The 22,140-nt window shown below is 37.5% G+C and carries 23 protein-coding genes and 1 tRNA gene; 7 read left to right on the top strand and 17 right to left on the bottom strand.

Features of this window, described 5'->3' with window-relative positions; translation table 11 throughout:
* Nucleotides 1-15: 15 nt before the first annotated feature.
* The 3 genes from APB85_RS06205 to rseP all read right to left on the bottom strand — a co-directional run bounded on the left by APB85_RS06205 (nucleotide 16) and on the right by rseP (nucleotide 2,379).
* Nucleotides 16-447: a hypothetical protein gene (locus tag APB85_RS06205; RefSeq protein ID WP_146035374.1), complete on the bottom strand. Its 432-nt coding sequence runs from the start codon at nucleotides 445-447 to the stop codon at nucleotides 16-18.
* A 432-nt stretch (nucleotides 448-879) separates the two neighbouring features.
* Nucleotides 880-953 (bottom strand) — tRNA-Asn (locus APB85_RS06200).
* Between the two features lie 109 nt (nucleotides 954-1,062).
* Entirely contained in the window at nucleotides 1,063-2,379 is a 1,317-nt protein-coding gene (rseP, locus tag APB85_RS06195) for an RIP metalloprotease RseP (RefSeq protein WP_057482467.1), read from the bottom strand.
* 218 nt (nucleotides 2,380-2,597) lie between these two features.
* Here rseP and APB85_RS06190 point away from each other — a divergent pair, with 218 nt between their 5' ends.
* The 3 genes from APB85_RS06190 (at nucleotide 2,598) to feoB (ending at nucleotide 5,685) form a co-directional block, all read left to right on the top strand.
* Nucleotides 2,598-3,269, top strand: coding sequence for an SCO family protein (locus APB85_RS06190; RefSeq protein ID WP_057482466.1), 672 nt, complete (start codon nucleotides 2,598-2,600; stop codon nucleotides 3,267-3,269).
* Between the two features lie 81 nt (nucleotides 3,270-3,350).
* Nucleotides 3,351-3,581, top strand: coding sequence for a FeoA family protein (locus APB85_RS06185; RefSeq protein WP_057482465.1), 231 nt, complete (start codon nucleotides 3,351-3,353; stop codon nucleotides 3,579-3,581).
* Nucleotide 3,582: 1 nt separating this feature from the next.
* Nucleotides 3,583-5,685, top strand: coding sequence for a ferrous iron transport protein B (gene feoB / locus APB85_RS06180; protein WP_057482464.1), 2,103 nt, complete (start codon nucleotides 3,583-3,585; stop codon nucleotides 5,683-5,685).
* A gap of 181 nt (nucleotides 5,686-5,866) precedes the next feature.
* On the opposite strand, the gene APB85_RS06175 is transcribed toward feoB, so the two are convergent.
* The 3 genes from APB85_RS06175 to APB85_RS06165 form a co-directional block, all read right to left on the bottom strand.
* Nucleotides 5,867-6,328, bottom strand: coding sequence for a hypothetical protein (locus APB85_RS06175; RefSeq protein WP_057482463.1), 462 nt, complete (start codon nucleotides 6,326-6,328; stop codon nucleotides 5,867-5,869).
* A gap of 70 nt (nucleotides 6,329-6,398) precedes the next feature.
* On the bottom strand, nucleotides 6,399-7,220 hold the full coding sequence (locus tag APB85_RS06170) for a ZIP family metal transporter (protein WP_057482462.1): 822 nt from the start codon (nucleotides 7,218-7,220) through the stop codon (nucleotides 6,399-6,401).
* Nucleotides 7,221-7,877, bottom strand: coding sequence for a metal-dependent transcriptional regulator (locus tag APB85_RS06165; RefSeq protein ID WP_057482461.1), 657 nt, complete (start codon nucleotides 7,875-7,877; stop codon nucleotides 7,221-7,223).
* Nucleotides 7,878-8,033: 156 nt separating this feature from the next.
* On the opposite strand from APB85_RS06165, the gene APB85_RS06160 reads away from it, so the two are divergent.
* The gene (locus tag APB85_RS06160) at nucleotides 8,034-10,304 is read left to right on the top strand and encodes a TonB-dependent receptor (protein WP_057482460.1); all 2,271 of its coding nucleotides are present in this window, start codon (nucleotides 8,034-8,036) and stop codon (nucleotides 10,302-10,304) included.
* On the opposite strand, the gene APB85_RS06155 is transcribed toward APB85_RS06160, so the two are convergent.
* On the bottom strand, nucleotides 10,301-11,038 hold the full coding sequence (locus APB85_RS06155) for a TerB family tellurite resistance protein (RefSeq protein WP_057482459.1): 738 nt from the start codon (nucleotides 11,036-11,038) through the stop codon (nucleotides 10,301-10,303). The genes APB85_RS06160 and APB85_RS06155 overlap by 4 nt on opposite strands.
* A 232-nt stretch (nucleotides 11,039-11,270) precedes the next feature.
* Between APB85_RS06155 and APB85_RS06150 the strand changes: the two genes are divergently transcribed.
* The 3 genes from APB85_RS06150 (at nucleotide 11,271) to APB85_RS06140 (ending at nucleotide 13,344) form a co-directional block, all read left to right on the top strand.
* Nucleotides 11,271-11,681, top strand: a complete 411-nt coding sequence (locus APB85_RS06150; protein ID WP_057482458.1) for a BrxA/BrxB family bacilliredoxin — start codon at nucleotides 11,271-11,273, stop codon at nucleotides 11,679-11,681.
* Nucleotides 11,682-11,909: 228 nt separating this feature from the next.
* On the top strand, nucleotides 11,910-12,641 hold the full coding sequence (locus APB85_RS06145) for a lysophospholipid acyltransferase family protein (RefSeq protein ID WP_057482457.1): 732 nt from the start codon (nucleotides 11,910-11,912) through the stop codon (nucleotides 12,639-12,641).
* Nucleotides 12,642-12,690: 49 nt separating this feature from the next.
* Entirely contained in the window at nucleotides 12,691-13,344 is a 654-nt protein-coding gene (locus tag APB85_RS06140; RefSeq protein WP_057482456.1) for an HD domain-containing protein, read from the top strand.
* Between the two features lie 3 nt (nucleotides 13,345-13,347).
* On the opposite strand, the gene APB85_RS06135 is transcribed toward APB85_RS06140, so the two are convergent.
* From APB85_RS06135 to APB85_RS06090, 10 genes are all read right to left on the bottom strand, one after another.
* Entirely contained in the window at nucleotides 13,348-14,133 is a 786-nt protein-coding gene (locus APB85_RS06135; RefSeq protein ID WP_057482455.1) for an Fpg/Nei family DNA glycosylase, read from the bottom strand.
* A gap of 136 nt (nucleotides 14,134-14,269) precedes the next feature.
* Nucleotides 14,270-15,346, bottom strand: a complete 1,077-nt coding sequence (locus APB85_RS06130) for a PA0069 family radical SAM protein (RefSeq protein WP_057482454.1) — start codon at nucleotides 15,344-15,346, stop codon at nucleotides 14,270-14,272.
* A 90-nt stretch (nucleotides 15,347-15,436) separates the two neighbouring features.
* Complete coding sequence (locus tag APB85_RS06125; RefSeq protein WP_057482453.1) at nucleotides 15,437-16,219, bottom strand: enoyl-CoA hydratase/isomerase family protein; 783 nt, start codon at nucleotides 16,217-16,219, stop codon at nucleotides 15,437-15,439.
* Between the two features lie 28 nt (nucleotides 16,220-16,247).
* A complete protein-coding gene (locus APB85_RS06120) occupies nucleotides 16,248-17,702 on the bottom strand; it encodes a sensor histidine kinase (RefSeq protein WP_057482452.1) in 1,455 nt (484 codons plus the stop codon).
* A gap of 39 nt (nucleotides 17,703-17,741) precedes the next feature.
* The gene (locus tag APB85_RS06115) at nucleotides 17,742-18,290 is read right to left on the bottom strand and encodes a CopD family protein (protein ID WP_057482721.1); all 549 of its coding nucleotides are present in this window, start codon (nucleotides 18,288-18,290) and stop codon (nucleotides 17,742-17,744) included.
* 6 nt (nucleotides 18,291-18,296) lie between these two features.
* On the bottom strand, nucleotides 18,297-18,608 hold the full coding sequence (locus APB85_RS06110; RefSeq protein ID WP_083482218.1) for a type II toxin-antitoxin system RelE/ParE family toxin: 312 nt from the start codon (nucleotides 18,606-18,608) through the stop codon (nucleotides 18,297-18,299).
* Nucleotides 18,571-18,846: an addiction module protein gene (locus APB85_RS06105; protein ID WP_057482450.1), complete on the bottom strand. Its 276-nt coding sequence runs from the start codon at nucleotides 18,844-18,846 to the stop codon at nucleotides 18,571-18,573. The genes APB85_RS06110 and APB85_RS06105 overlap by 38 nt, the downstream gene beginning before the upstream one ends.
* Nucleotides 18,847-18,900: 54 nt before the next feature.
* The gene (locus APB85_RS06100) at nucleotides 18,901-20,256 is read right to left on the bottom strand and encodes an MATE family efflux transporter (protein ID WP_057482449.1); all 1,356 of its coding nucleotides are present in this window, start codon (nucleotides 20,254-20,256) and stop codon (nucleotides 18,901-18,903) included.
* A complete protein-coding gene (hemH, locus tag APB85_RS06095; RefSeq protein ID WP_057482448.1) occupies nucleotides 20,256-21,290 on the bottom strand; it encodes a ferrochelatase in 1,035 nt (344 codons plus the stop codon). Before hemH ends, APB85_RS06100 begins: the two co-directional genes overlap by 1 nt.
* A gap of 89 nt (nucleotides 21,291-21,379) precedes the next feature.
* On the bottom strand, nucleotides 21,380-22,138 hold the full coding sequence (locus APB85_RS06090) for a ThuA domain-containing protein (RefSeq protein ID WP_063870596.1): 759 nt from the start codon (nucleotides 22,136-22,138) through the stop codon (nucleotides 21,380-21,382).
* Nucleotides 22,139-22,140 lie beyond the last annotated feature (2 nt).

The raw sequence follows: 22,140 nt of genomic DNA, 5'->3' as shown, positions 1-22,140 counted from the left end.
AAGAATTCAAACAAATTAAAATAGGCGATATCCAAATGCCAAACCAAAAGTAGGCGAGAAAGCCGTGCTACTGGTATCAAAATCACTTACAAAACCAAGCCCAATATGTGTGTTAAATATAAAATTGCCACCCAAGCTTCGTTGAAGTCCCCAGTGCACTTCGGTTAGTAATGCAGGATTATACGTGAAACTACCGCTTTTTCCGAATGAATATTTAGTTTGCAGCGCCACATAATTTCCAGAATTATTTACAGTAATTTTCTCCTTCTTAATTCGCTTATTAATATTATAGACAAATTTAAGTTTAGATTTCAAAAAAGGAACAGGTCTTACAACATCTAAGGTATAGTTAGCACTATTGCCTCTTGCATTCATTCCCATTCCTGCGCCGATAGCATTTTCCCAAACAAATTTATTCGAAATGGGCAATTCATATCCAAAACTCAATCCGTGAAAGCCCAATTCAATCTTTCCGAAGTTATTTATCTATCTGTTCATTGTCTTTTTCCTGAGCGCTTGCTTTAAAACCTAAAGTTGATAGCAGAATTACAAGTAGTATTTTTTTCATAATAGATTGGGGTTGATAAAATCGAAATAGGATTTTAAGTGATGAAGTTTTTTAATGAATGATCAATTGTATTTTGATAATAAGTATCAAAAATTTAGAAAAGTTACACCTCAAAACCATTATTCTAAAGAAATTATTAAATAAAGGAGAATTTGATGAGGAATATTTAAACCGAAAAATTTTCAGTCAACTAGAAGAGGTACAATTTGAGACTAGTAAAAAATTTTAGTGGTAGAACTGTAACGCAGATTCTTCAGAAAAAGCTGTAAAACAAAAAAGCCTTACATTTCTGTAAGGCTTTTCGCGAGTTGCTCCCCCTCTTGGGCTCGAACCAAGGACCCTCTGATTAACAGTCAGATGCTCTAACCAACTGAGCTAAGGAGGAGTGTTTTGCTCTTTTGCGGTTGCAAATATAAACCAAATTTTAAATCACCGCAAAACAAAAATTGAATTTTTTTCAGGTTTTTTTCTGATAAAATTCAATTGGTATTCTATCATTCAAATAACCAGCGATATACGTCATTCCCATTGGCATAAAGCACCAGGGCAATTAAGATGAAAAAGCCAACCATTTGGGCAATTTCCATAAATTTATCGTTAGGTTTTCTTCCGGTTACCATTTCATAAAGCAGGAACATCACGTGCCCACCATCTAAAGCCGGGATAGGTAAAATATTCATAAAGGCCAGGATTATAGAAATAAGTGCTGTAGTATGCCAAAAACCTTTCCAATCCCAGGTATCGGGAAACATCCCGCCAATGGCTCCAAATCCGCCTAACTGTGTAGCGCCTTTTTGTGTAAAAACATATTTAAACTGAGCCACATAATCGTGTAGTGTCCAGTAACCATAATCAAAACCTTGTTTTATACTTTCTACAAAACCATATTTTTGCTGCTTTATTTCATAGTTAGATTTTATACTAAACCCAAGCATTCCTTCTTCATCTGGCGTGATCATAATGCTTTTAATATCATTATCTCTCTTAAAAACCAGCTCTATTTCTTTTTCCTTATTTTCTTTGGTGATTTTACCTATTTCGTGCCAATAACCAATCTCCTGCTCGTTTACAGAAATAATACTATCTCCTTTTTGCAGGCCAGCAATTTCGGCAGCTTTATCGGCGGTAACTTCCTCTATAACCGGATTTTGAATAGGAATAAAAGGTAACATTACGCCTTTTTCCCACATTTGTTCTCCAATATTTTCAGGAACTTCAATAGTCTCTTCTTCGCCATTTTGATGCAAAACAGTTATGCTGTTTACATCTCGCATAAATAAATACCTATTTACATCGGTACTATTCTGCAAATCTTCTCCGTTTAGTTGCAAAACACGGTCACCATCCTCAAAACCGTATTGTTTAAATTCTTCGGCAATTGCAAAACCTTTAGGCATTTCATCTGGACCTACGTAGTTTTTACCCCAAACAAACATGATCATCATATAAATAAGGAAACCAAGCACAAGGTTTACCGTAACCCCACCAAGCATAATAATAAGTCGTTGCCACGCCGGTTTACTTCTAAATTCCCAGGGCTCTGGCGGTTTTGCCATTTGCTCCTTATCCATACTTTCATCTATCATTCCCGATATTTTCACATAACCACCCAAAGGCAGCCATCCAATACCATATTCTGTTCCGCCGATCTTCTTCTTAAAAAGCGCGAATTTCACGTCGAAGAACAAAAAGAATTTCTCTACTCTGGTTTTAAATAATTTAGCGGGAATAAAATGCCCAAGTTCGTGTAAGACTATTAATAAAGACAAGCTTAACAGTAACTGTATGGCTTTAACTATAAATGGATCCATTCGTAATGCTTCAAATTTTAAATCGCACAAAAGTAACCTTTTATAATCTCCTACAAAAGTTAAAAGCCTTCCTGTTTTAGTGAGCTGAAATTTTAGGTTTTAAACTGCGACTAATTGATTGCTAGCACTTAATTTTGCATCAGCTTTTACTGAAATTTAATTTCAGGAAGACTAAGTTCAAAAAATTAAAATCTCGAATATCGAGTAAAATTAATAGTATGCGTAATCTCTTTTCCTGGCTAAAGAAATTTGCCATTGTACTGTTTATACTCTCAGTAATTATTATTTATAGTATTTACTCTCTGCTAAAACCCGAAGAAACTCTCCCCGTTTATCAACCAGATATGGTAAATGCCGAGCTTGTAGATTCTACGGTGCGCTATGTTAGAAAATACCACACCGTAAAAGACTTTGAACTTATTAACCAGAATGGCGATACCATTACCCAGGATTATTATAAGGATAAAATTTATGTAGCCGATTTCTTTTTCACCACCTGCCTCACCATTTGCCCGGTAATGACTGATCATATGCTGAAAATTCAGGAGAAAATTAAAGACGATCCTGAAGTCTTATTACTTTCTCATACAGTCTTCCCAAAAACCGATTCTGTACCGGTTTTAAAAGCTTATGCCGAAGAAAAAGGTGTAATGGACAAAAAATGGAATCTAGTTACAGGTGATAAAAAACATATTTATGAGCTGGCTCGAAAATCTTACCTCGCTTCAAAAAGCAATGGTGATGGCGGACCGTACGATATGATTCATACCGAGAATTTTGTACTCGTAGATAAAGAAAAAAGAATTCGAGGTTTTTATGATGGTACCGATGCCGAAGCCATAGAAAACCTAATGCACGATATCAAGGTTTTAAAACGGGAATATCGTTAAAAGGGAGTTTTTCTATGGAAATTTTTTACTGCTGAAATTTTACCTTACTTTTGTCTTGTTTAAAATCAATCTAAATAAAAAGTGAAACGAACTCTGGCCGACTTAAAACGTGGTGAACGCGGAATTATCAAGGAATTTTCAGAAGAAAATATTCCGCTAAAATTACTCGAAATGGGTTGTTTGCCGGGCAATGAAGTGGAAATGCTACAAATGGCTCCTTTTAGAGACCCTATGTATTTAAACATTAACGGCAGCCACCTGGCCATTAGAAGAGAGATCGCTTTACTTATAGAAATTGACCTTATAAGCTAACATGGCTAAACAAATAAATGTTGCGTTAATAGGAAATCCCAATACCGGTAAGACCTCTGTATTTAATCAGCTCACCGGTCTTAATCAAAAAGTGGGTAATTATCCTGGTATCACGGTTGAAAAAAAAGAAGGAATTTGTAAACTACCGCGTGGCCTTAAAGCCCATATTTTAGACCTTCCGGGAACCTACAGCCTTAACGCCTCTTCTTTAGATGAAAATGTGGTAATAGAATTATTACTGAATAAAAGTGATAAAGATTATCCAGATGTTGCGGTTGTAGTTAGCGATGTAGAAAACCTAAAACGAAACTTACTCCTTTTTACACAAATTAAAGATCTTGGAATTCCTACTATCCTGGTTATAAACATGGCCGACAGGATGGAGCGAAAAGGAATTTCGCTGGATGTAGATCTGCTGGAAGAACGATTAAATACTAAAGTAGTTCTGGTAAGCGCCAGAAAAAATACCGGGATTGATGAACTCAAAGAAGCGATAATCAATTATCGGCATATCTCAGACGAGCCTTGTGTAAATGCATCAGTTATTGCTCCTGAATATTTTGATCGCTTACGAAAAGCTTTTCCGAAGCAATCACTTTATAAACTTTGGCTGGTAATTACTCAAGATGTAAACTTTGGTAATATCAATCGGAATGAAATTACAAATTCCGATCATTTTGATACTAAATCTCATACCGAGCTAAAGAAACTTCAACATAAAGAAACCATTTTAAGATACCAGTTTATAAACGGGGTCTTAAAAGAAACGATGAAAGTGGATGCCAGTTCTGCAAAAGACCTTCGTTCTCGTTTAGATCGCATTCTTACTCACAAAGTTTGGGGTTATACCATATTTTTTGGTATTCTTTTGTTGATCTTCCAGGCGATTTATAGTTGGTCCAGCTATCCAATGGATCTTATTGATGAAACTTTCGCTTTTTTAAGTGAATGGACAAAAACTACTTTACCGGCCGGAGCTTTTACCAATCTTATTGCTGAAGGCATTATTCCCGGACTTGGTGGTATTGTTATTTTTATACCCCAAATCGCGTTCCTGTTTTTCTTTATTTCCATCCTTGAAGAAACCGGTTATATGAGTCGGGTAGTATTTTTAATGGACCGAATTATGCGAAAATTTGGACTTAGCGGAAAAAGTGTGGTGCCTTTAGTTTCAGGAACAGCTTGCGCAATTCCTGCTGTGATGGCAACCAGAAATATTGAAAGCTGGAAAGAGCGTTTAATCACCATTTTGGTGGTACCCTTTACCACCTGTTCAGCACGCTTACCGGTTTATTTAATAATAATTGCGCTGGTAATTCCAGATCGAGCCGTTTGGGGTTTTAACCTCCAGGGGTTAACCTTAATGCTGCTGTATCTTTTAGGATTTGGTGTGGCTATTGGTTCTGCGTGGATATTGAATAAGATCCTAAAAATTAAAAACCGAAGCCACTTTGTTATAGAAATGCCTAACTACAAGATGCCAATGGGAAAAAATATTGCCATCAATGTGGTTGAAAAAACCAAATCTTTCGTTTTTGGAGCCGGGAAAATAATCCTCGCAATTTCAATTATTTTGTGGGTTCTAGCCAGTTATGGGCCGGGAGATAATTTTAATAATGCCAGTGAAATTGTGAGCGAGCAATATGACGAGCAAAGCAATATCACAGAAGATGAGCTTGATGAAGAAATTGCTTCCTTCAAATTAAAAAATTCCTATATCGGGATTATGGGAAGAGGTATTGAGCCGGTTGTTGCGCCTTTGGGTTACGACTGGAAAATTGGAATTGCTATAATAAGTTCTTTTGCTGCTCGTGAAGTTTTTGTAGGGACTTTGGCTACAATCTACAGCGTAGGCAGCGATGAAGAAGAAACCATTAAAAACCGGATGGCTGCGGAGATAAATCCAATTTTGGGTGGTCCACTATTCACTTTCGCCAGTGGGGTCAGCTTGCTATTGTTCTATGCATTCGCCATGCAATGTATGAGTACTTTAGCTATTGTCAAAAAAGAAACCAACACCTGGAAATGGCCTGTTTTGCAGCTGGTGGTAATGACCTTATTCGCCTACTTTGTAGCATTAGCAGCTTTTCAATTATTAAAATAAGTGTAAGTTAAATAGTATAAAACGACTTAAATATTATGGAATTAATTCAGGAAATTCTCGTTTTTATAACCTTCGCGATCGCATTGGGATATATTTTGACAAAATTTATTTGGAAACCTGCATTCTTAAAAAAGAAGTCTGAAAAGACCAAAGCTTGCGGAGTTTCAGGTTGTGGTTGTAGTTAATCTTCCACCCTCTCTGTTACTTTCAACTTAAGTTGATAATCTGAAGCTTTTATCTTCCTTGAAGTTTTAGGATATGGAGAAAGTGAAAGGAATTCTATGTCCAATTCTTCCCCAAAAAATTTAGCCAGGCTGGTTTTAAAAGAATTCAAATTTGCTCCCACCGTAATAATTTCTTGCCCTAAAGATTTTTCATCTTTAAATATTTCTACCAGAATTTTTGCTTCCCCGGCTCTCACACAGGTTACATCGCTCGGGCATCTTGAGTCTACCAACACTTCTTTAAACCGGATTGTTCTTTCATTAAAATTGAAAGATTCTCCCAGCTGAGTTTCTGCAAAATATGTTTTAATTTCAGCTTCATCTTGCGCTGATGCTGAAATAGTAAAAAGAAAAAGACTAAGAACCAACAAAGCTGATTTTAAAACGGGAAAAATGCTGTTATTGTAAGTCAATTTCATATATCTCGAGTTTATTTGCATAGTTCTTTATTAAAAAGACTATACCTCAACTAAAATGTTGCAAGAGATTTTAACCCAAACCAACATCTAGGGTCATCATCACCATAAAGCCTAAAATAAAGCCCATAGTTGGTATATCGGTAAAATTCCCCTTTTGAGATTCTGGCACAACTTCTTCCACCACAACAAAGATCATCGCACCGGCGGCAAAAGAAAGTGCATATGGTAAAATAGGCTCAAAAGTCATTACAGCCCAGGCACCAAGCACCGCAGCAAAAGGCTCGACAATAGCCGAAAGCTGACCAAAATTAAAACTTTTCCAACGGCTCATTCCCTGCCCTCGAAGCGGCATGGCAACCGCAAAACCTTCAGGAAAGTTTTGTAAACCAATTCCAATAGCAAGAGCCACAGCGCCACCAATACTAGCCCCTTCCAAACCTGCACCCGCAGCTCCAAAAAGCACACCAACCGCTAAACCTTCAGGAATATTATGCAACGTAATTGCAAGGGTAAGTAAAACAGATTTATGCCAGGGAGTTTTAATTCCTTCGGTTTCATTCATTTTAAAGTTTACATGCAGGTGAGGCAGTATTTTATCAAGTCCGAATAGAAAAAGTGCTCCCATCCCAAATCCTACAAGAGGCGGTACTGTTTTCTCAAAACCTTCTCCGGGGCTCATTTCTATTCCTGGCGCCAATAAACTCCAAAAACTTGCAGCCACCATAACACCACCGGTAAACCCTAGCATACCGTCAAATAACTTTCTATTCATCTTTTTAAATAGAAAAACCAGGGAAGCTCCCGCAGCGGTAAGTAACCAGGTAAAAATTGTAGCCAGTAATGCTGCCGTTACCGGATCTAATTGCTCAAAATAAGCGATTAATTCTTCCATCTATTGTATTTTTATATATAGATTATTTGATATTAGTTGTGAAATTCTTAATTCTCTCTCTTCTATGAGAATTAGCATCGACCCATCAAAAGCTTCTTTTTCAAGTACTTTAATTTCTTTCCCCAGGGAAATATTGTTCTTGTCTAAAAACCTTAAAAATTCTGATGAAGAATCTTTTACGCCTACACAAATTCCTTTTTCTGCTTTCCCCAATTCAGAAAGCAGCATTTTATTAGCTACACTAAAGTTTCCTTCAGCATCAGGAATAGGATCTCCGTGAGGATCCCGTTTAGGAAAACCAAGGAATTTATCTAACTCCCGGGTAAGTTTTTCAGATTTAATATGTTCCAGCTGTTCGGCTATATCGTGTACTTCATCCCAATTAAAATTGAGCTTTTCTACCAAAAAATATTCCCACAACCGGTGCTTTCTAATTACCTGGATAGCGGTCTTCCCTCCCAATTCACTCAGTTTTACTCCCTGGTATTTCTTATAGATCACCAATTCTTTTTCCGATAGTTTTTTAATCATATCGGTCACCGAGGAAGCCTTGGTCTCCATTTCTTCCGCCAGGGCATTAGTACTCACACCGGCCTGGTACTTTCTTTCTAAATGAAAAATCGCTTTAAGATAATTTTCTTCTGAAAAACTAAACATACTTCTAATTTACTTGATAATCGAAATTCAAAGCCACCAGCACCTCGATATCTAACTTGGAGGTAGTTTGCATTTCCCAAAAATACATTTTTAAAATTAAAAACCAATTTTTAGACTTATCTAAATTTATTTTATAGTTTTGACAAAAATAAGAAAATGAAAACATTAGCAATAATATTCTTTACACTAACTAGTTTTTCTGGCTTTGCCCAGCAGGGAAAACTTTCGGGAGAAATCACTTCCGAAGGCAGCACTGTGGCTTTTGCAAATGTCTACATCAAAGCTTCAAACCTTGGCACTACTGCAGATAAGGACGGTAAATTCCTATTGAAAAATATTCCGGCAGGGAATCATAGTATTGAGATTAGCGCTATTGGTTTTAAAAAGGTTAATCATGAAATTCTAATAAAAGAAGAACAAAGCAAAACCCTTAATGTTGAACTGAAGAAATCTTCTGAAGAACTTAATGAGGTCTTGATTGTAGATACACAAACGGGGCTTACACGCCGCACCCCTTATAATGTATCCAGCATAGATATGCGGGGTATTGAAACTAAAGGAAATCCTAACGGGATGATGGGTAGTTTACGGGAAATTCCTGGCGTTTATGGAGCAGAGTTTGGACAGGGTATCGTGAAACCTTTTATCCGCGGACTTGGCTTCTCGAGGGTAGTTACTATTTACCAGGGAAATAAGCTGGAAAATCACCAGTGGGGCGCAGATCACGGCCTGGGAATTAATGACCTTGGTATTAAAAAAGTAGAAGTTATTAAAGGTCCTGCTTCCGTTTTATATGGTTCAGGTGCTTTGGGCGGTGTTCTACTCACCCAGGATGATGAGTTTTATAAAGAATCTACTAAGCTTTCCGGAAATATTGGGACTACTTTTAATAGCGTTTCTAACGGTATTCGCACCTATGTTTCTCTGGGGAAATCTTTTGAAAATGGAATTTTTATAGCTACCGATCTTGCCTATGAAAATCACGCCGATTATAAAAACGGGAATGGAAGATTAATTGGAAACAGCCGATTCAATACGAAGACACTAAGACTACACACCGGAATTGAAAAAGAAAACTTTCAGAATAAATTATCATTTTCCTTTAATGACCAGAATTTAGGGATAATCCTAGATGAAGAAATGCAGGATTCAAAAAGCCTTGCAACCAGCCGAAACGATAGGGAAATGCAACTGCCGTTTCAGGAAGTAAAAGATTATTTACTTTCTTATAATCAAACTACACAACACGAGAATTTTGAAACTTCTTTGCACCTTTCACATCACTCAAATAATAGAAAGGAAGTGGAGCAGGATTTTGGTCTTGTAGATCTTGGATTGCAGCAAAATCATAGCTTTTACAATGCAAGAATAACTTTACCTAACGGAAAAATAAAACATAGCTTAGGAACCCAGGGAAGTTTTGTAAAAACCCAGAATATTAAAAATTCGCAGGAATTTCTAATTCCTGATGCCGAAATCTTTGAAAACGGAATTTACTACCTGGCCAGTTTAGATATTGACAGTTGGTTTTTTCAGGGCGCCCTTCGTTACGACTATAGAAATGTTACTGCTGATGCCAGTTCGGAAGAACTAATGGCAGAAGACTTTATTCTTCCCGGAAATCCTGAAAATCGAAAACTTACCAGAACATTTAATGGTTTTACGGGTTCTATTGGCGCTACTAAAAAATTCAATGCTAACAACCAATTAAAATTTAACTTCTCTACCGGTTTTAGAGCGCCAGATCTGGCTGAATTATTCTCTAACGGTCCGCATCCCGGCACCAGCCGATTTGAAAAGGGAAACGATCAATTTGGCAGGGAACAAAGTGTACAGGCAGATTTAAGTTATACCTACAGAAACAACAGGTTTGAAAGTACTTTTTCAGCATTTGGTAGCCGGGTAAACAATTCTATTTATTTCACTGCTACCGATGAAAGCTTGCCAAATCAAAATCTGGAAGTTTGGTCTTACCTCCAAACCGATGCTAACTTATACGGATTTGAATTTGAGATAAAACATACCTGGCTTCAACAACAACGCCTGGAAACAAAATTTTCAGGAGCTATTGTAAGGGCAGAAGATCTTAAAAACGATAGAAACTTGAGTTTTATTCCCCCAGATAATTTTAATCTGGAAGTTGGCTATTTTGGCTTAAAAGATAGATCGCTCTATGCTTTTTCAAAATTAAGATTGGTAAGTGACCAGAACAGGGCCGGTCTTAACGAAGAAACTACAGCCGGTTATACTTTGCTTAATTTAGGAGTAAGTAAGAAATTTAATTTAGGAAACGATCAGCTGGAAACGGGCATTACAGTTTATAATACTTTAAATAAAAACTATGTAGACCATATGTCAATTTTAAGAGCATTTAATGTGAGTAGCCCGGGCAGAAATTTTATGCTGAATTTAAAATATAATTTCTAAAGTCCGCGTTCCTTCTGAATTTGGTCGTAGGCTTCTTGGACTTTATTGAATTTTTCGCGAGCTCCTTTTCTATAAGCTTCATCCATATGGCCTAATTTATCGGGATGATATTTTTTAACCATATTTCTGTATGCTTTTTTAACCTCAGCATCAGTAGCCGATTTTTCAATTTCAAGGATTTTATAAGCATTATCGGCCGATTTAAAGAACATGGCTTTTAGGCTTTCAAAATCCATTCGGCCAATTCTAAGATAGCCGGCAATTTCCTGGATCACGCGAGCCTCAGCTTCACTAACGCGGCCATCGGCTTGCGCTATTCCGAAGAGAAAGTGAATAATTTGCAAACGCGCAGGATACTTTGTTCTGGCAGCCAAATATTGTGAAATTCTTGATGCCGAAATTTCACGATTTTTAATTAGTTCATTAAAGGTTCTAAATGTTGCATTGGCGCGTTCTTTCCCGTAAGCCTGAACAAAATAGGAGCGTACATAGTCCATTTCAGACTGAGAAACCTGGCCATCGGCTTTAATTACAAGGGAACATAAAGAAAGTAGGTTAAGTTCAAAATCGCCTGGAGAAACTTTTTGCTCTTCCTGCTGCCCAAACATTTGTTTAAATGCACCGCCACTTCCGCGCGTCCAGTTATCTATAAGCGTTCCTATTATAAAACCTAAAATCGCTCCCGGAAACCGGAAATACATATAGCCAAGTACTGCGGCAATCCATTTAAACATGAAGAAAATTTTAAATAAGCGGCAAAGATACTATTTTACTCATTAAATGAGATTCAAAAGCCCCAAAGCCTTCGCCCGAAATTTTGTTAGCTTGAGTCGTGCATTTCGACCAAATATTTAGTCAAGTTCATCAATTTAAGCTATTCGCACATAATTAATTGGAATATGGGCAGCTGAAGTTAATTTGGTATCTTTGTTACTTACTAAAGTTTAATACAAAAAAAACAAATATATGTATCCAGCAGATTTAGTAAAACCTATGCGTGAAGACCTTACCAGCATTGGTTTTGAAGAATTACACACTGTAGAAGATGTAGAGAACGCAATGAAGAAAGAAGGAACTACCCTGGTAGTTGTAAATTCGGTTTGTGGATGTGCTGCCGCTAATGCAAGACCAGGCGCCAGAATCTCTTTACAGAATGCAAAGAAACCAGATAATTTAGTAACTGTTTTCGCAGGGGTTGACAAAGAAGCTACAGACAAAGCTCGTAGCTTAATGGTACCTTTCCCTCCATCTTCGCCTTCTATGGCACTTTTTAAAGATGGTGAATTAGTACATATGCTAGAGCGTCACCACATTGAAGGCCGCCCGGCTGAAATGATTGCTGAGAACCTTACCGGAGCTTATAACGAGTTCTGTTAAGCGGCAGCTAGTATAAATCATAGAAAAAGGTCTGAAAGATCACTTTTCGTCAAGCTGCCCCGAAGCATCGGGATTGTTTCAGCTTCTAACCTAATTATAAGTTAGATCCTGAAATAAATTCAGGATGACGTTCTTAAAGCTCTTTCAGACCTTTTTTATTTCCCTTTCCCACATTTGTATTTGTAGGTTTTCGGCTTAAATACTTAATTTAGCCGCATAATCTATGTGATGAAAAAAATACTTTCATACCCCTTAACGGTTTTATTCTATTTTTTCTTTTTTTTAAATCTGCTGGTTTTTCATCCAATCCAGTGGCTGTGCTTAAACCTTGGCGGATACCAGGCTCATAAAAAAAGTGTAGATATTTTTAATTTCTTTTTAATGCGTTGCCTAAATGTATTAGGAACACGATTTACCTTTGAAAATCCCCAGGATATCCCTATCGAGAAGCCCTGCATATTTATATCAAACCACCAGGGAATGTATGATATTCCTCCAATAATCTGGTATTTGCGGAAGCACCATCCAAAATTTGTAAGTAAAAAGGAATTGGGAAAAGGAATTCCCAGTATTTCTTTTAATTTACGCCATGGAGGTTCGGTTTTAATAGACCGAAAGAATAAGCGGGAATCGCTTACTAAAATGGCTAAATTCGCAAAGTATCTTAATGAAACTAATCGTTCTGCGGTGATTTTTCCTGAAGGAACCCGCAGCCGGGATGGAGCTCCAAAAAGATTTGCAGTTAGTGGAATGCAACTACTTTTTAAACAAATGCCCGAAGCTTTAATAGTTCCCATTACCATAAATAATTCATGGAAACTTTTTAAACATGGTAATTTCCCGATGGAACCCGGCGTTCATATAAAAGTGAAAGTTCACGAGCCTATTCCTGTAGCATCGGGCGATCCTGAAAGTTTAGCGGCAAAAGTTGAAAGAACAATTATTGCAGATATAAAATAACAACCAAACCTTACAGGTTTTGGAGACCTGTGAGGTTTAATTATCATCAATGAACAGACCCCAAATATTAAAAAACACCGAAGCCTTCGTAAAAGAAACCCTTAAAAATGCTGAAGGTGGTCACGACTGGTTTCATATTCAGCGGGTTTGGAATAATGCTAAACTGATCGCAAAAAGTGAAGATGCTGATCTTTTTATCGTGGAATTAGGAGCTTTGCTGCACGATATCGCAGATTCTAAATTTCATAATGGGGATGAAAGTGTTGGACCCAAAGTGGCATCAACATTTCTTCAGAAAGAACAGGTTGATCCTGAAGTTATAGATCACGTGGTAAAAATCATCGAAAATGTATCTTTTAAAGGCGGAAATATTCAGCAGGAATTTAATTCTATAGAATTGGAGATTGTTCAGGATGCCGACAGGTTAGATGCGTTGGGTGCGATAGGAATTGCCCGAACCTTTAATTATGGCGGCTTTAAAGCCCGCGCTCTTTACGATCCAGAAATTAAGCCAGAACTGAATATGAGCAAAGAAGAATACAAAGCTTCTACTGCACCCACCATCAATCATTTTTATGAAAAATTGCTTTTACTAAAAGACCGAATGAACACTAAAACAGGAAAGGAGATCGCACAAAAGCGCCATGAATTTATGGAACTTTACCTGGAGCAATTTTATGCGGAGTGGAACGGAAAAGTTTAAATTCTAAGATTTTTCCTGTTGACAGGTAGGACAAAAATAAGTAGTTCTCCCAGAAACTTTAATTTGTTCAATTTTACCGTTCTCCCTGGGGCATTCTGCGTCTTTTTTGCGCGCCTTAGTTAGATAAGACTTCGGGAGTTTCTTCCCTTCTACCCTGGCTTCTTTTACCACTTCCAATACTTCTTCGATCTCTTTAAAAACCTCCTGCTTCTCTTTTTCCGAAAGTTTATCAACTTTGCTTGTTGGATGAACTTTAGATTGAAAAAGCACCTCATCGGCATACAAATTTCCAATTCCAGCGATTAGTTTTTGATTCATAAGCAAGCCTTTGATCGTTCCGGTTTTACCATCTAAAATTTCGAAAAACTGTTTTTTTGTAAGGGCAAGTGCATCAACTCCCAGATCGTTCGCTTTCTGAAACTCAGCTAAATTTTTAGCTAAATAAAGTTTCCCGAATTTACGCGGGCAGGTAAAGGAAACCCTGGAATGATCTTCGAAAGTAAGTGTGAGTTGCGCATATTTGGGCATCTCCTCATGTTGATAGTATTCCAGTTTTCCCGTCATTCCAAAATGCACTACCAAAACGCCATTCTTTTCTAAATTTAGAAATAAGTATTTCCCCAGGCGTTCGCTTCCGGTAAATTGATTGTCTTTTAGGGTTTCTACAAATTCACTTTTATCTGACTGGTAGATCTTTTTATCCCCGGTTTCTACTTTAACGATCTTCTTATGTAAAATAGTAGCATCAGCGTATTTTTTTTGGTAAGCAACTTCTGGTAATTCTGGCATGTTCTCAGTTTTCAGTTTTGAGTTATCAGTTTTTCTCTTATTTCTAAAATATCAATGATTTCAGCATTAAGCTTATAAATTCATCATAAAATTTATGATCTAATTCTGCACCGTGTTTAAAACCTACTAAAGTCTCTCAAAACAGTTTCATTTGCCCGTCTTTAAATTTTTCATGTAGATCGCAGTTTAGCAATGGTCTTTCTCTTCCTTTTAAATATTTAGCTCGCGCTATTTTAAACTGCTGCTTTACCTGATCGGCAAACTCGCCTTCTCCTTTCATTCTTGTCCCAAAGCGACTATCATTGAGACTCCCACCGTGTACACTTTCAATTTGATTCAAAACTTTATCGGCCCTATCTGGCATTGTTTTTCTAATCCAATCGGTGAAAATTGCACCGATCGAACCATTTAAACGCACAATGGTATAACCTACACCCAGTGCGCCCCTTTCAGAAACCTCTTTCACCAAAGGCATGATTTCGTGAGAATTGATGGCGGGAATTATAGGCGCCATCATAACACTAACGGGAATATTCGCTCTGGAAAGTTTTTCTATGGTTTCAAGGCGTTTTTTAATACTTGCGGTTCTGGGCTCCAGAATCCTACGGGTTTTTTCTTCCAGTGAAGTAACCGAGAGGTTTACGTGTACTAAATTATCTGCTGCCAGCTCGCGTAAAACATCCATATCCCTTTGCACCAAAGCATTCTTGGTAATAATACCCACCGGATGTTTGTACTTTAGAAAAGTTTCCAGTAGTTGACGGGTAATTTTCAATTTCTTCTCAATAGGCTGGTAACAATCGGTATTTCCGGAAAGCACTATGGGTGCAGCTTCCCATTTTTTACCGCTAATCTTCTTTTCGAGCAATTGGACCGCATTTCTTTTTACAAGAATTTTCTGTTCAAAATCAAGCCCGGCACTAAAGCCCCAGTATTCGTGAGAATTCCTGGCATAGCAATAAATACAACCGTGTTCGCAACCTTGATAAGGGTTTAAAGAAAAACCCATGCCCACATCTGGGCTGGTCACTTTATTCACAATACTTTTAGAAAAAGTATCTATTAAAACGGTTTTGGAGTTTTGCACTTCATCGCCTTCAGTAGCGCAATGATTTAGAAAATCATCCCTAAACTCGTGATTGTGCGCATCAAATCGGTTAGAAACATTTAATTGCGCACCTCTTCCGTAGATAAATTCGTTATTATTGGACATATTACAAATTTATGGAATATATCCAATTAACAGAATAAAAAATAAGCTTTAACATTCAAAAGACATCTTCTGAATGTCAAAGCTTTTATATTATTTCCCTGGAAAATCTGCTTTGCGTTTATTTAAAAAAGCTGAAGTTCCTTCTTTAAAATCTTCGGTTCCAAAAGAACTTCCAAATTCGCTAATTTCCACTTCAAAACCATTTACACCATCTTCGTAATTTGCATTAACCGCCCTAATTGCAGCACTCATTGCTACTAGAGAGTTTTTCATAATCTTCTTAGCAATTTTTTCTGTAAATTCTATTAATTCTTCAGGCTCACAAACGTGATTTACCAGGTTATATTGAAGCGCCTGGTTAGCATCTATCATACCTGCGGTCATGATCATCTCCATAGCGCGACCTTTACCAACAAGTTGCGGAAGTCGTTGTGTACCACCATATCCGGGAATTAACCCAAGTGAAGTTTCGGGAAGTCCCATTTTTGCATTATCGCTTGCTACTCTAAAATGAGCAGCCATAGCCAATTCAAGTCCGCCGCCTAGCGCAAATCCATTTACCGCCGCAATCACCGGCTTAGGAAAGTTGGCTACAAAATCGAATAACTTCGCCTGGCCATCGGCTGCAAGCTCCCGGCCTTCTTCTGCAGAAAAATCGGAAAATTCACTAATATCTGCACCGGCAACAAAAGCCTTTTCACCGGTTCCTGTTAAGATCACCACTTTTACTTCTTCATCGTCCTTTGCATCTAAAAAAGCATCGTGGAGTTCCTGGATAGTATCCCGGTTTAGTGCGTTTAATTTCTTTGGACGGTTAATGATAATCTGTAAAATTCCGTCGTTATTTTCGGTTAAAATATTTTCGAATTCCATATTTAAAATTTTTGGTTCGTTACTTATTTTACTTCGGAAAACGTACTCTAAAAGTAGTCCCCTTTCCTTGCTTAGAGGTAAAGGTAATACTTCCATTATAGGTTTCCACAATATTCTTTACCATAGCCAGCCCAAGTCCCATTCCGCTGCTTTTGGTAGTAAATTTAGGTTCAAATACCTTCTCTAAATTTTCTTCGGAAATCCCCGTCCCATTATCTGAAATGATCACGCAAACATTTTCTTCCTCTTCGTGAATACTCACCATTATTCGCGGATTTTCCTGACCTTCCATTGCCTGTATTGCGTTTTTCACCAAATTGGTAATTACCCTAATAAGTTGGGTACGGTCAAATTTGGCCAGAATCTCTTCTTTTTCACTGCTAAATTGAATATAATTTTCATTAAAAATATCCAGCGCCAGCTTTACTATTTTTGGCACATTTAGCATCTCACTTTGTTGAGCTGGCATTTTTGCGAAATTTGAAAAAGCCTCTGCAATAGAGCTCATGGTATCTATTTGGTTGATGAGCGTAGTAGAATACTCGGCTACTTTATCTTGAATTTCGGGATCGTTCTTATCAAAATTGCGTTCAAAACTTTGTACACTTAAACGCATTGGGGTTAACGGGTTTTTAATTTCGTGTGCCACCTGTTTAGCCATCTCTCTCCAGGCCTGCTCCCGCTCACTTGCAGCTAGTTTAACCGCACTTTCTTCCAACTCATCTATCATACTATTATAAGCGGCTACGAGCGTGTAGATCTCTTCGGAAGCGTTGGTGATGTCTATTTTTTGATTACGTTTATCCAGCCTGGTTTCAGTGATCTTATCTGAAATGATCTTTAAGGATTTGGTGATATATTTTGAAAGAAAATAAGACAGGATTATAGCAAGAACCAGCATAAACAAATACACTTCTCCCATTCTTAAAAGGAAATTATTAAGGTCTCGGTTTAGCACAGTATCATCCTGAACATAAGGAAGGTATAGAATGGCAAGTGGCTTAAATTTCCCATCTGTAATATAAGTATAAGAAGACTGAAACTTTTGCCCATTAATTTCATTCTTTTCTATATATCTCTTGTTTTCAGATAATTCTAATTTTTGCAAAATGTGGCGGTCTAACTGATTATCTGTGGTATCTCTAAAAAATGATTGATCTGATTTTATTAAAAGTTTACCTTGCAGATCATAAACATTTATCTGCATCTCGTGAACCTGGGCCACTTCGTGAATTTTATCTCGCTCCCTTAAGATAATATCCATATTCTCCGTATTGACCAGGAAGGTGGTACTGGCCAATATGAATTTAATATTTTCGGTAATAGCCTGCTCTTTTCTCTCCAGGCGTTCACGGTGATAATTCTCGGCTTCCTGTTTATATTGGTAAACAGTGATTCCCACAATTAAAATAGAAGCTCCCAGCACCAATAAGATCATGGAGATAAAAATGCGGGTACTTAAAGAAAGTTTTGAAAGCTTCATAAATAATAATTAGCCCAAATTAATCAATTATCACACCAATTAAGCATCGGGGTTTTTAGTTCTAATTCGCTTATACATTTTAATACCCAACATTAACATTGCGGCTAGCAAAAAGATTCCCAAAACTCCGTAGATCCAGTTTAAAGCATCCCTAACTATTACTAAGAATATTACGGAGAAAAGGATTAAGGTAGAGCCTTCATTCCAAAGGCGCATTTGGTTGGAGGTCCATTTTACAATATCGTCTTGAAGTTCTTTAAAAATGAAATGAGATTTTATGTGATAAGCATAGAGTAAGACCACAAATCCCAGTTTTACCAACATCCAATCTTGTGAAAGCCAACCCGGGGCCAAATGCAATAATAAAAAAGCAAATAAACTCGCTAAAATAGCCGAAGGCCAGGTGATGATAAACCAAAGCCTTTTGGTCATTAGTTTTAATTGGTTAGCTAGAATGCTCTTTTCAGGTTCAGGTTTTTGCGTGGCTTCAATATGATAAATAAATAAGCGCGGGATATAAAAAAGCCCGGCGAACCAGGTGATCACGAAAATAAGATGTAAAGCTTTTATATACTGGTAATATTCTATCACAAATTATGGTTTTTTGGTTGGATTTTGATGGGTATTAAAAATCGCTAGGATTATTATTTCTTGATAGTCTATTTCAAAAATCACTAGGTAAGGAAAAATATCTAAAAGGGCATTTCTAGAATTATTTTCCAGCTGAAAAATATATGGATTAGATTGAATTTGGATTAATGTGTTTTCAAAATCATTTAAAAATCGCTTGCCTAAACCGAATTGTTTAGATTCATACCAATCGATCGCACTTTTCAAATCAAGTTGAGCCGAAGAGTTTATCTTAAGGCTAAAACCCATATTCTCTTTCAATTTCTTTCCTGGCATCTTCCCAGGGAATTGCCTTCTCCTCGCCACTTTTGTAAGCTTTCCAACGCCTTTCTATTTCTTCAAGTTGTTCATTAGAAAGTTGACTGTTTCGGCCTTCTACTTCATAGCTTTCTTTAGGCTCACTGGCTTCAGGTTTTACATTTTTCAACAAACCTTCAATTTTTATAAGCAAATCTTTTTCATCACAGGCAATGATCTTTTGTATCAATTCTATTTTTAAAGCATTTGCATCCATGGTATTTACAGCTATCTAACAAAGATAGGGATTTATGATTTTTCTTCGGGAATATTATCGGGAGGTTTCGGGCTTCAGTTTTAGCCTGATTTCCCTATTTAGAAAATAGGCTGTGACAAGAGTAGAAAGTAAATCGGCGATGGGGAAAGAGATCCAAACTCCAATTTCTCCGTAGTAATTCGGTAAAATTAAAATTAACGGAATAAAAAAGAATCCCTGCCGGGACAGCGTAAGCAATAATGCCGGAATTGCTTTTCCTACCGCTTGAAAATACGCTGCACCAATTAGTTGAATGGCAACAATAGGAGTAGCCGCAAAAACCCAACGCATGGCATCTGGAGTTTCGGCAATAATCGTTGGATTTTGAGTAAAGATTTCAACAATCTCTTCAGCAAAAAACATAATCCCACCAAAAACTAATAAACCCAATCCGCAGGCATATAAAATAGCAGTATTAATACTTTCTTTAACTCGTTGGTATTTTTGAGCGCCATAATTAAACCCGGCAATAGGCAAAAAACCCTGTGTAACTCCAAGAACAGGAAAAAGGGCGAACATTAACATTCTACCTATAATCGCATATATCGCTACTGAATCTTCGCCGCCGAGATCAAATAAAATATTATTCATCAGTAAATAAATAATACTAACTACTGCTTGCCGCGATAAAGTGACAAAACCAAGGGAACCCATTTCAGAAAGTATAGATTTATTAAGTCCGAAATCTGGTAAACTGATTTTAAGCTCCGAATTTTTAGAGACGAAAAACCAGAAAACATAGGCAAAACAAAAAAGATAAGAAGCCGTAGTAGCCCAGGCTGCACCCCACATGCCAAGCCCCATTTGATTGATGAAGAAATAGTCCAGAAGTAAATTCCCTACAGACGGAATTATCATGGCAATCATCGCGAATTTGGGTTTCCCTTCTGCCCTAATCACGGTATTACCCATCATGCAAAGTGCTAAGAAAGGCACTCCGTAAAGTACTATGGTGTAATATACTTTTGCAGGTTCAAAAATATCGCCTTTTCCCCCAAAAGCAGGAATAAGGGAATCCACGAATATTAGCCCAATAATAACTAAGGTAATGGTAAGAATTAGCGTTAAACTAATCTGGTTTCCAAAGGTCTTTAAAGCTTTTTTACGGTCATCACCGCCAAGTGCCCGGCTAATTATAGACGAACCGCCAATACCAATAGCCATTCCCAACGCGGCAATAAAGAATGAAACCGGCAGTACTACATTAATTGCTGCAATAGCGGTAGAACCAATCCAATTTCCTACAAAAATGGTATCGATTAAAATATTGAGCGACATTACCAGAATTCCTATGGAAGCCGGTGCCGCTTGCTGTACAAGTAATTTACCTATTGGTTTTCTCCCAAGATTTTGAGAATTCGCCGAGGCCATTATGCTTCAACGGGCTTTTGGTGCGCCCACTCATCTACCCAGCGAGAAAGCACCTTTACCCAATCATCTCGATCGTTTAAACAAGGAACAACGGTAAATTCTTCGCCTCCTACTTCGTGAAAAATCTCTTCACCTTCCATAGCGATCTCCTCTAAAGTTTCCAGACAATCTGAAACAAACGCGGGAGTTACAATAGCTAGTTTTTTCATGCCCTGTTTTCCAAAACGCTCTATGGTTCTATCGGTATATGGTTGCAACCATGGATCAAAACCTAAACGAGATTGGAAAGAAACACTGTATGAGTTTTCTTTTAATTCTAAGTATTCGGCAACCAGGCGTGTGGTTTCATAACATTGGTGACGATAACAAAATTGATGTGCTGCAGAAGGCGTTTGGCAACAACTACCATCTATTTTACAATGAGATTTAGTAACATCGCTTTTTCTAATATGTCGCTCCGGCACGCCGTGATAAGAAAACAATAAATGTTGAAAATCTTTTCCTTTTAATTTTTCAGCAATACTTTCCGCTAAAACCCTAATATAATCTGCGTGATTATAAAATGGCGGCACTGCAGTAAATTGCATTTTTGGAAAATGTTCTTTTCTAAGCTGTTCGGCTAAAACAAGAATAGTTTCTGTGGTAGCCATCGCGAATTGAGGGTATAAAGGAAAAAGCAACACCTCATCTACACCCTTATCGTGCAATTCCTGAAGCCCAGACTTTATACTCGGTTCTCCGTAACGCATTGCCAAAGCAATGGGCACAGAGGTATTTTTATCCATTTTTTCCTGAAGGCGTTCTGACAGAACAATTAGAGGAGAACCCTCATCCCACCAGATCTTCTGGTAAGCTGCAGCCGACTTTTTAGGTCTTGTATTTAGTACAATTCCCCGTACTAAAAGAACCCTGGCCCAATAAGGAACGTCAATTACACGTTCGTCCATTAAAAATTCGTCGAGGTATTCTTTTACATCTTTTGGGTCGGTGCTTTTTGGGGATCCCAAATTAACCAATAGTACGCCTTTACTCATAGTTTTTCTTTTTCAACATCAAAAATAAGCTTATTAAAAGTGTAACAAAGCTTTATATTATTGCACTTTTTTATGCCTTAATAGAGGAATTAGTTTTTTGTTTTGTCTAACGCATACAAAATACTTTGTAAGATATGCTCTTTAAAACCGGGTTCTATATATGATTGAATGGTGTGACCCAAGCCTGTATAAATAGAAACTCCGCCGCAACCGGTTTCCCTAAACCAGGCTATGGGATGCTCTTCTCCGTTTGTTCCGCCTTCGTAAGAATTCTCATCAAGGTAAAGCAACACCTGCATTTCAGGATTTAGATTTTTGTAATTGTACCATTCATCTGTTCGCGTCCAAATCTTTGGCAGATGAGAAACAGCCGGGTGTTCAGGCATATTTACATGAATATCTGCTTCCTGTATTTCTGGGTGGCCAGCAAAGTAACCTCCTACCAATTCGCCAAACCACGGCCATTCATATTCAGTATCTGCTGCGGCGTGAATTCCGAAGAAATTACCACCGCTTTTTATATATGTTTCGAAAGCTTCCTGTTCTTTTTCATCCAGCACATTTCCGGTAGTGCTTAGAAAAATTACGAGATCAAATTTTGCCAGGTTCTTTTCATTAAAATCATCTGCATCTTTAGTGGCAATAACTTCAAAATCGTGATCTTCTCCAAGATCAGCAATAAAAGACCTTCCTGTAGGAATTGATTTATGCCAAAAGCCTTCGGTTTTATAGAAAACCAGCACTTTATCTTTATCATTTTTGACCTGCTCCTCAACTTCCTGAGCAAATCCGGGGTTTTGTGAAATAAAAACCAGCGAAAGGAAAAAAGTCAGCATTAATCTAGACATAA

Origin of the sequence: Salegentibacter mishustinae (assembly GCF_002900095.1) — a bacterium.
Taxonomy (GTDB): domain Bacteria; phylum Bacteroidota; class Bacteroidia; order Flavobacteriales; family Flavobacteriaceae; genus Salegentibacter; species Salegentibacter mishustinae.
The sequence above is the reverse complement of the archived record's forward strand: the minus strand, read 5'-3'. Positions and strand labels throughout refer to the sequence as shown.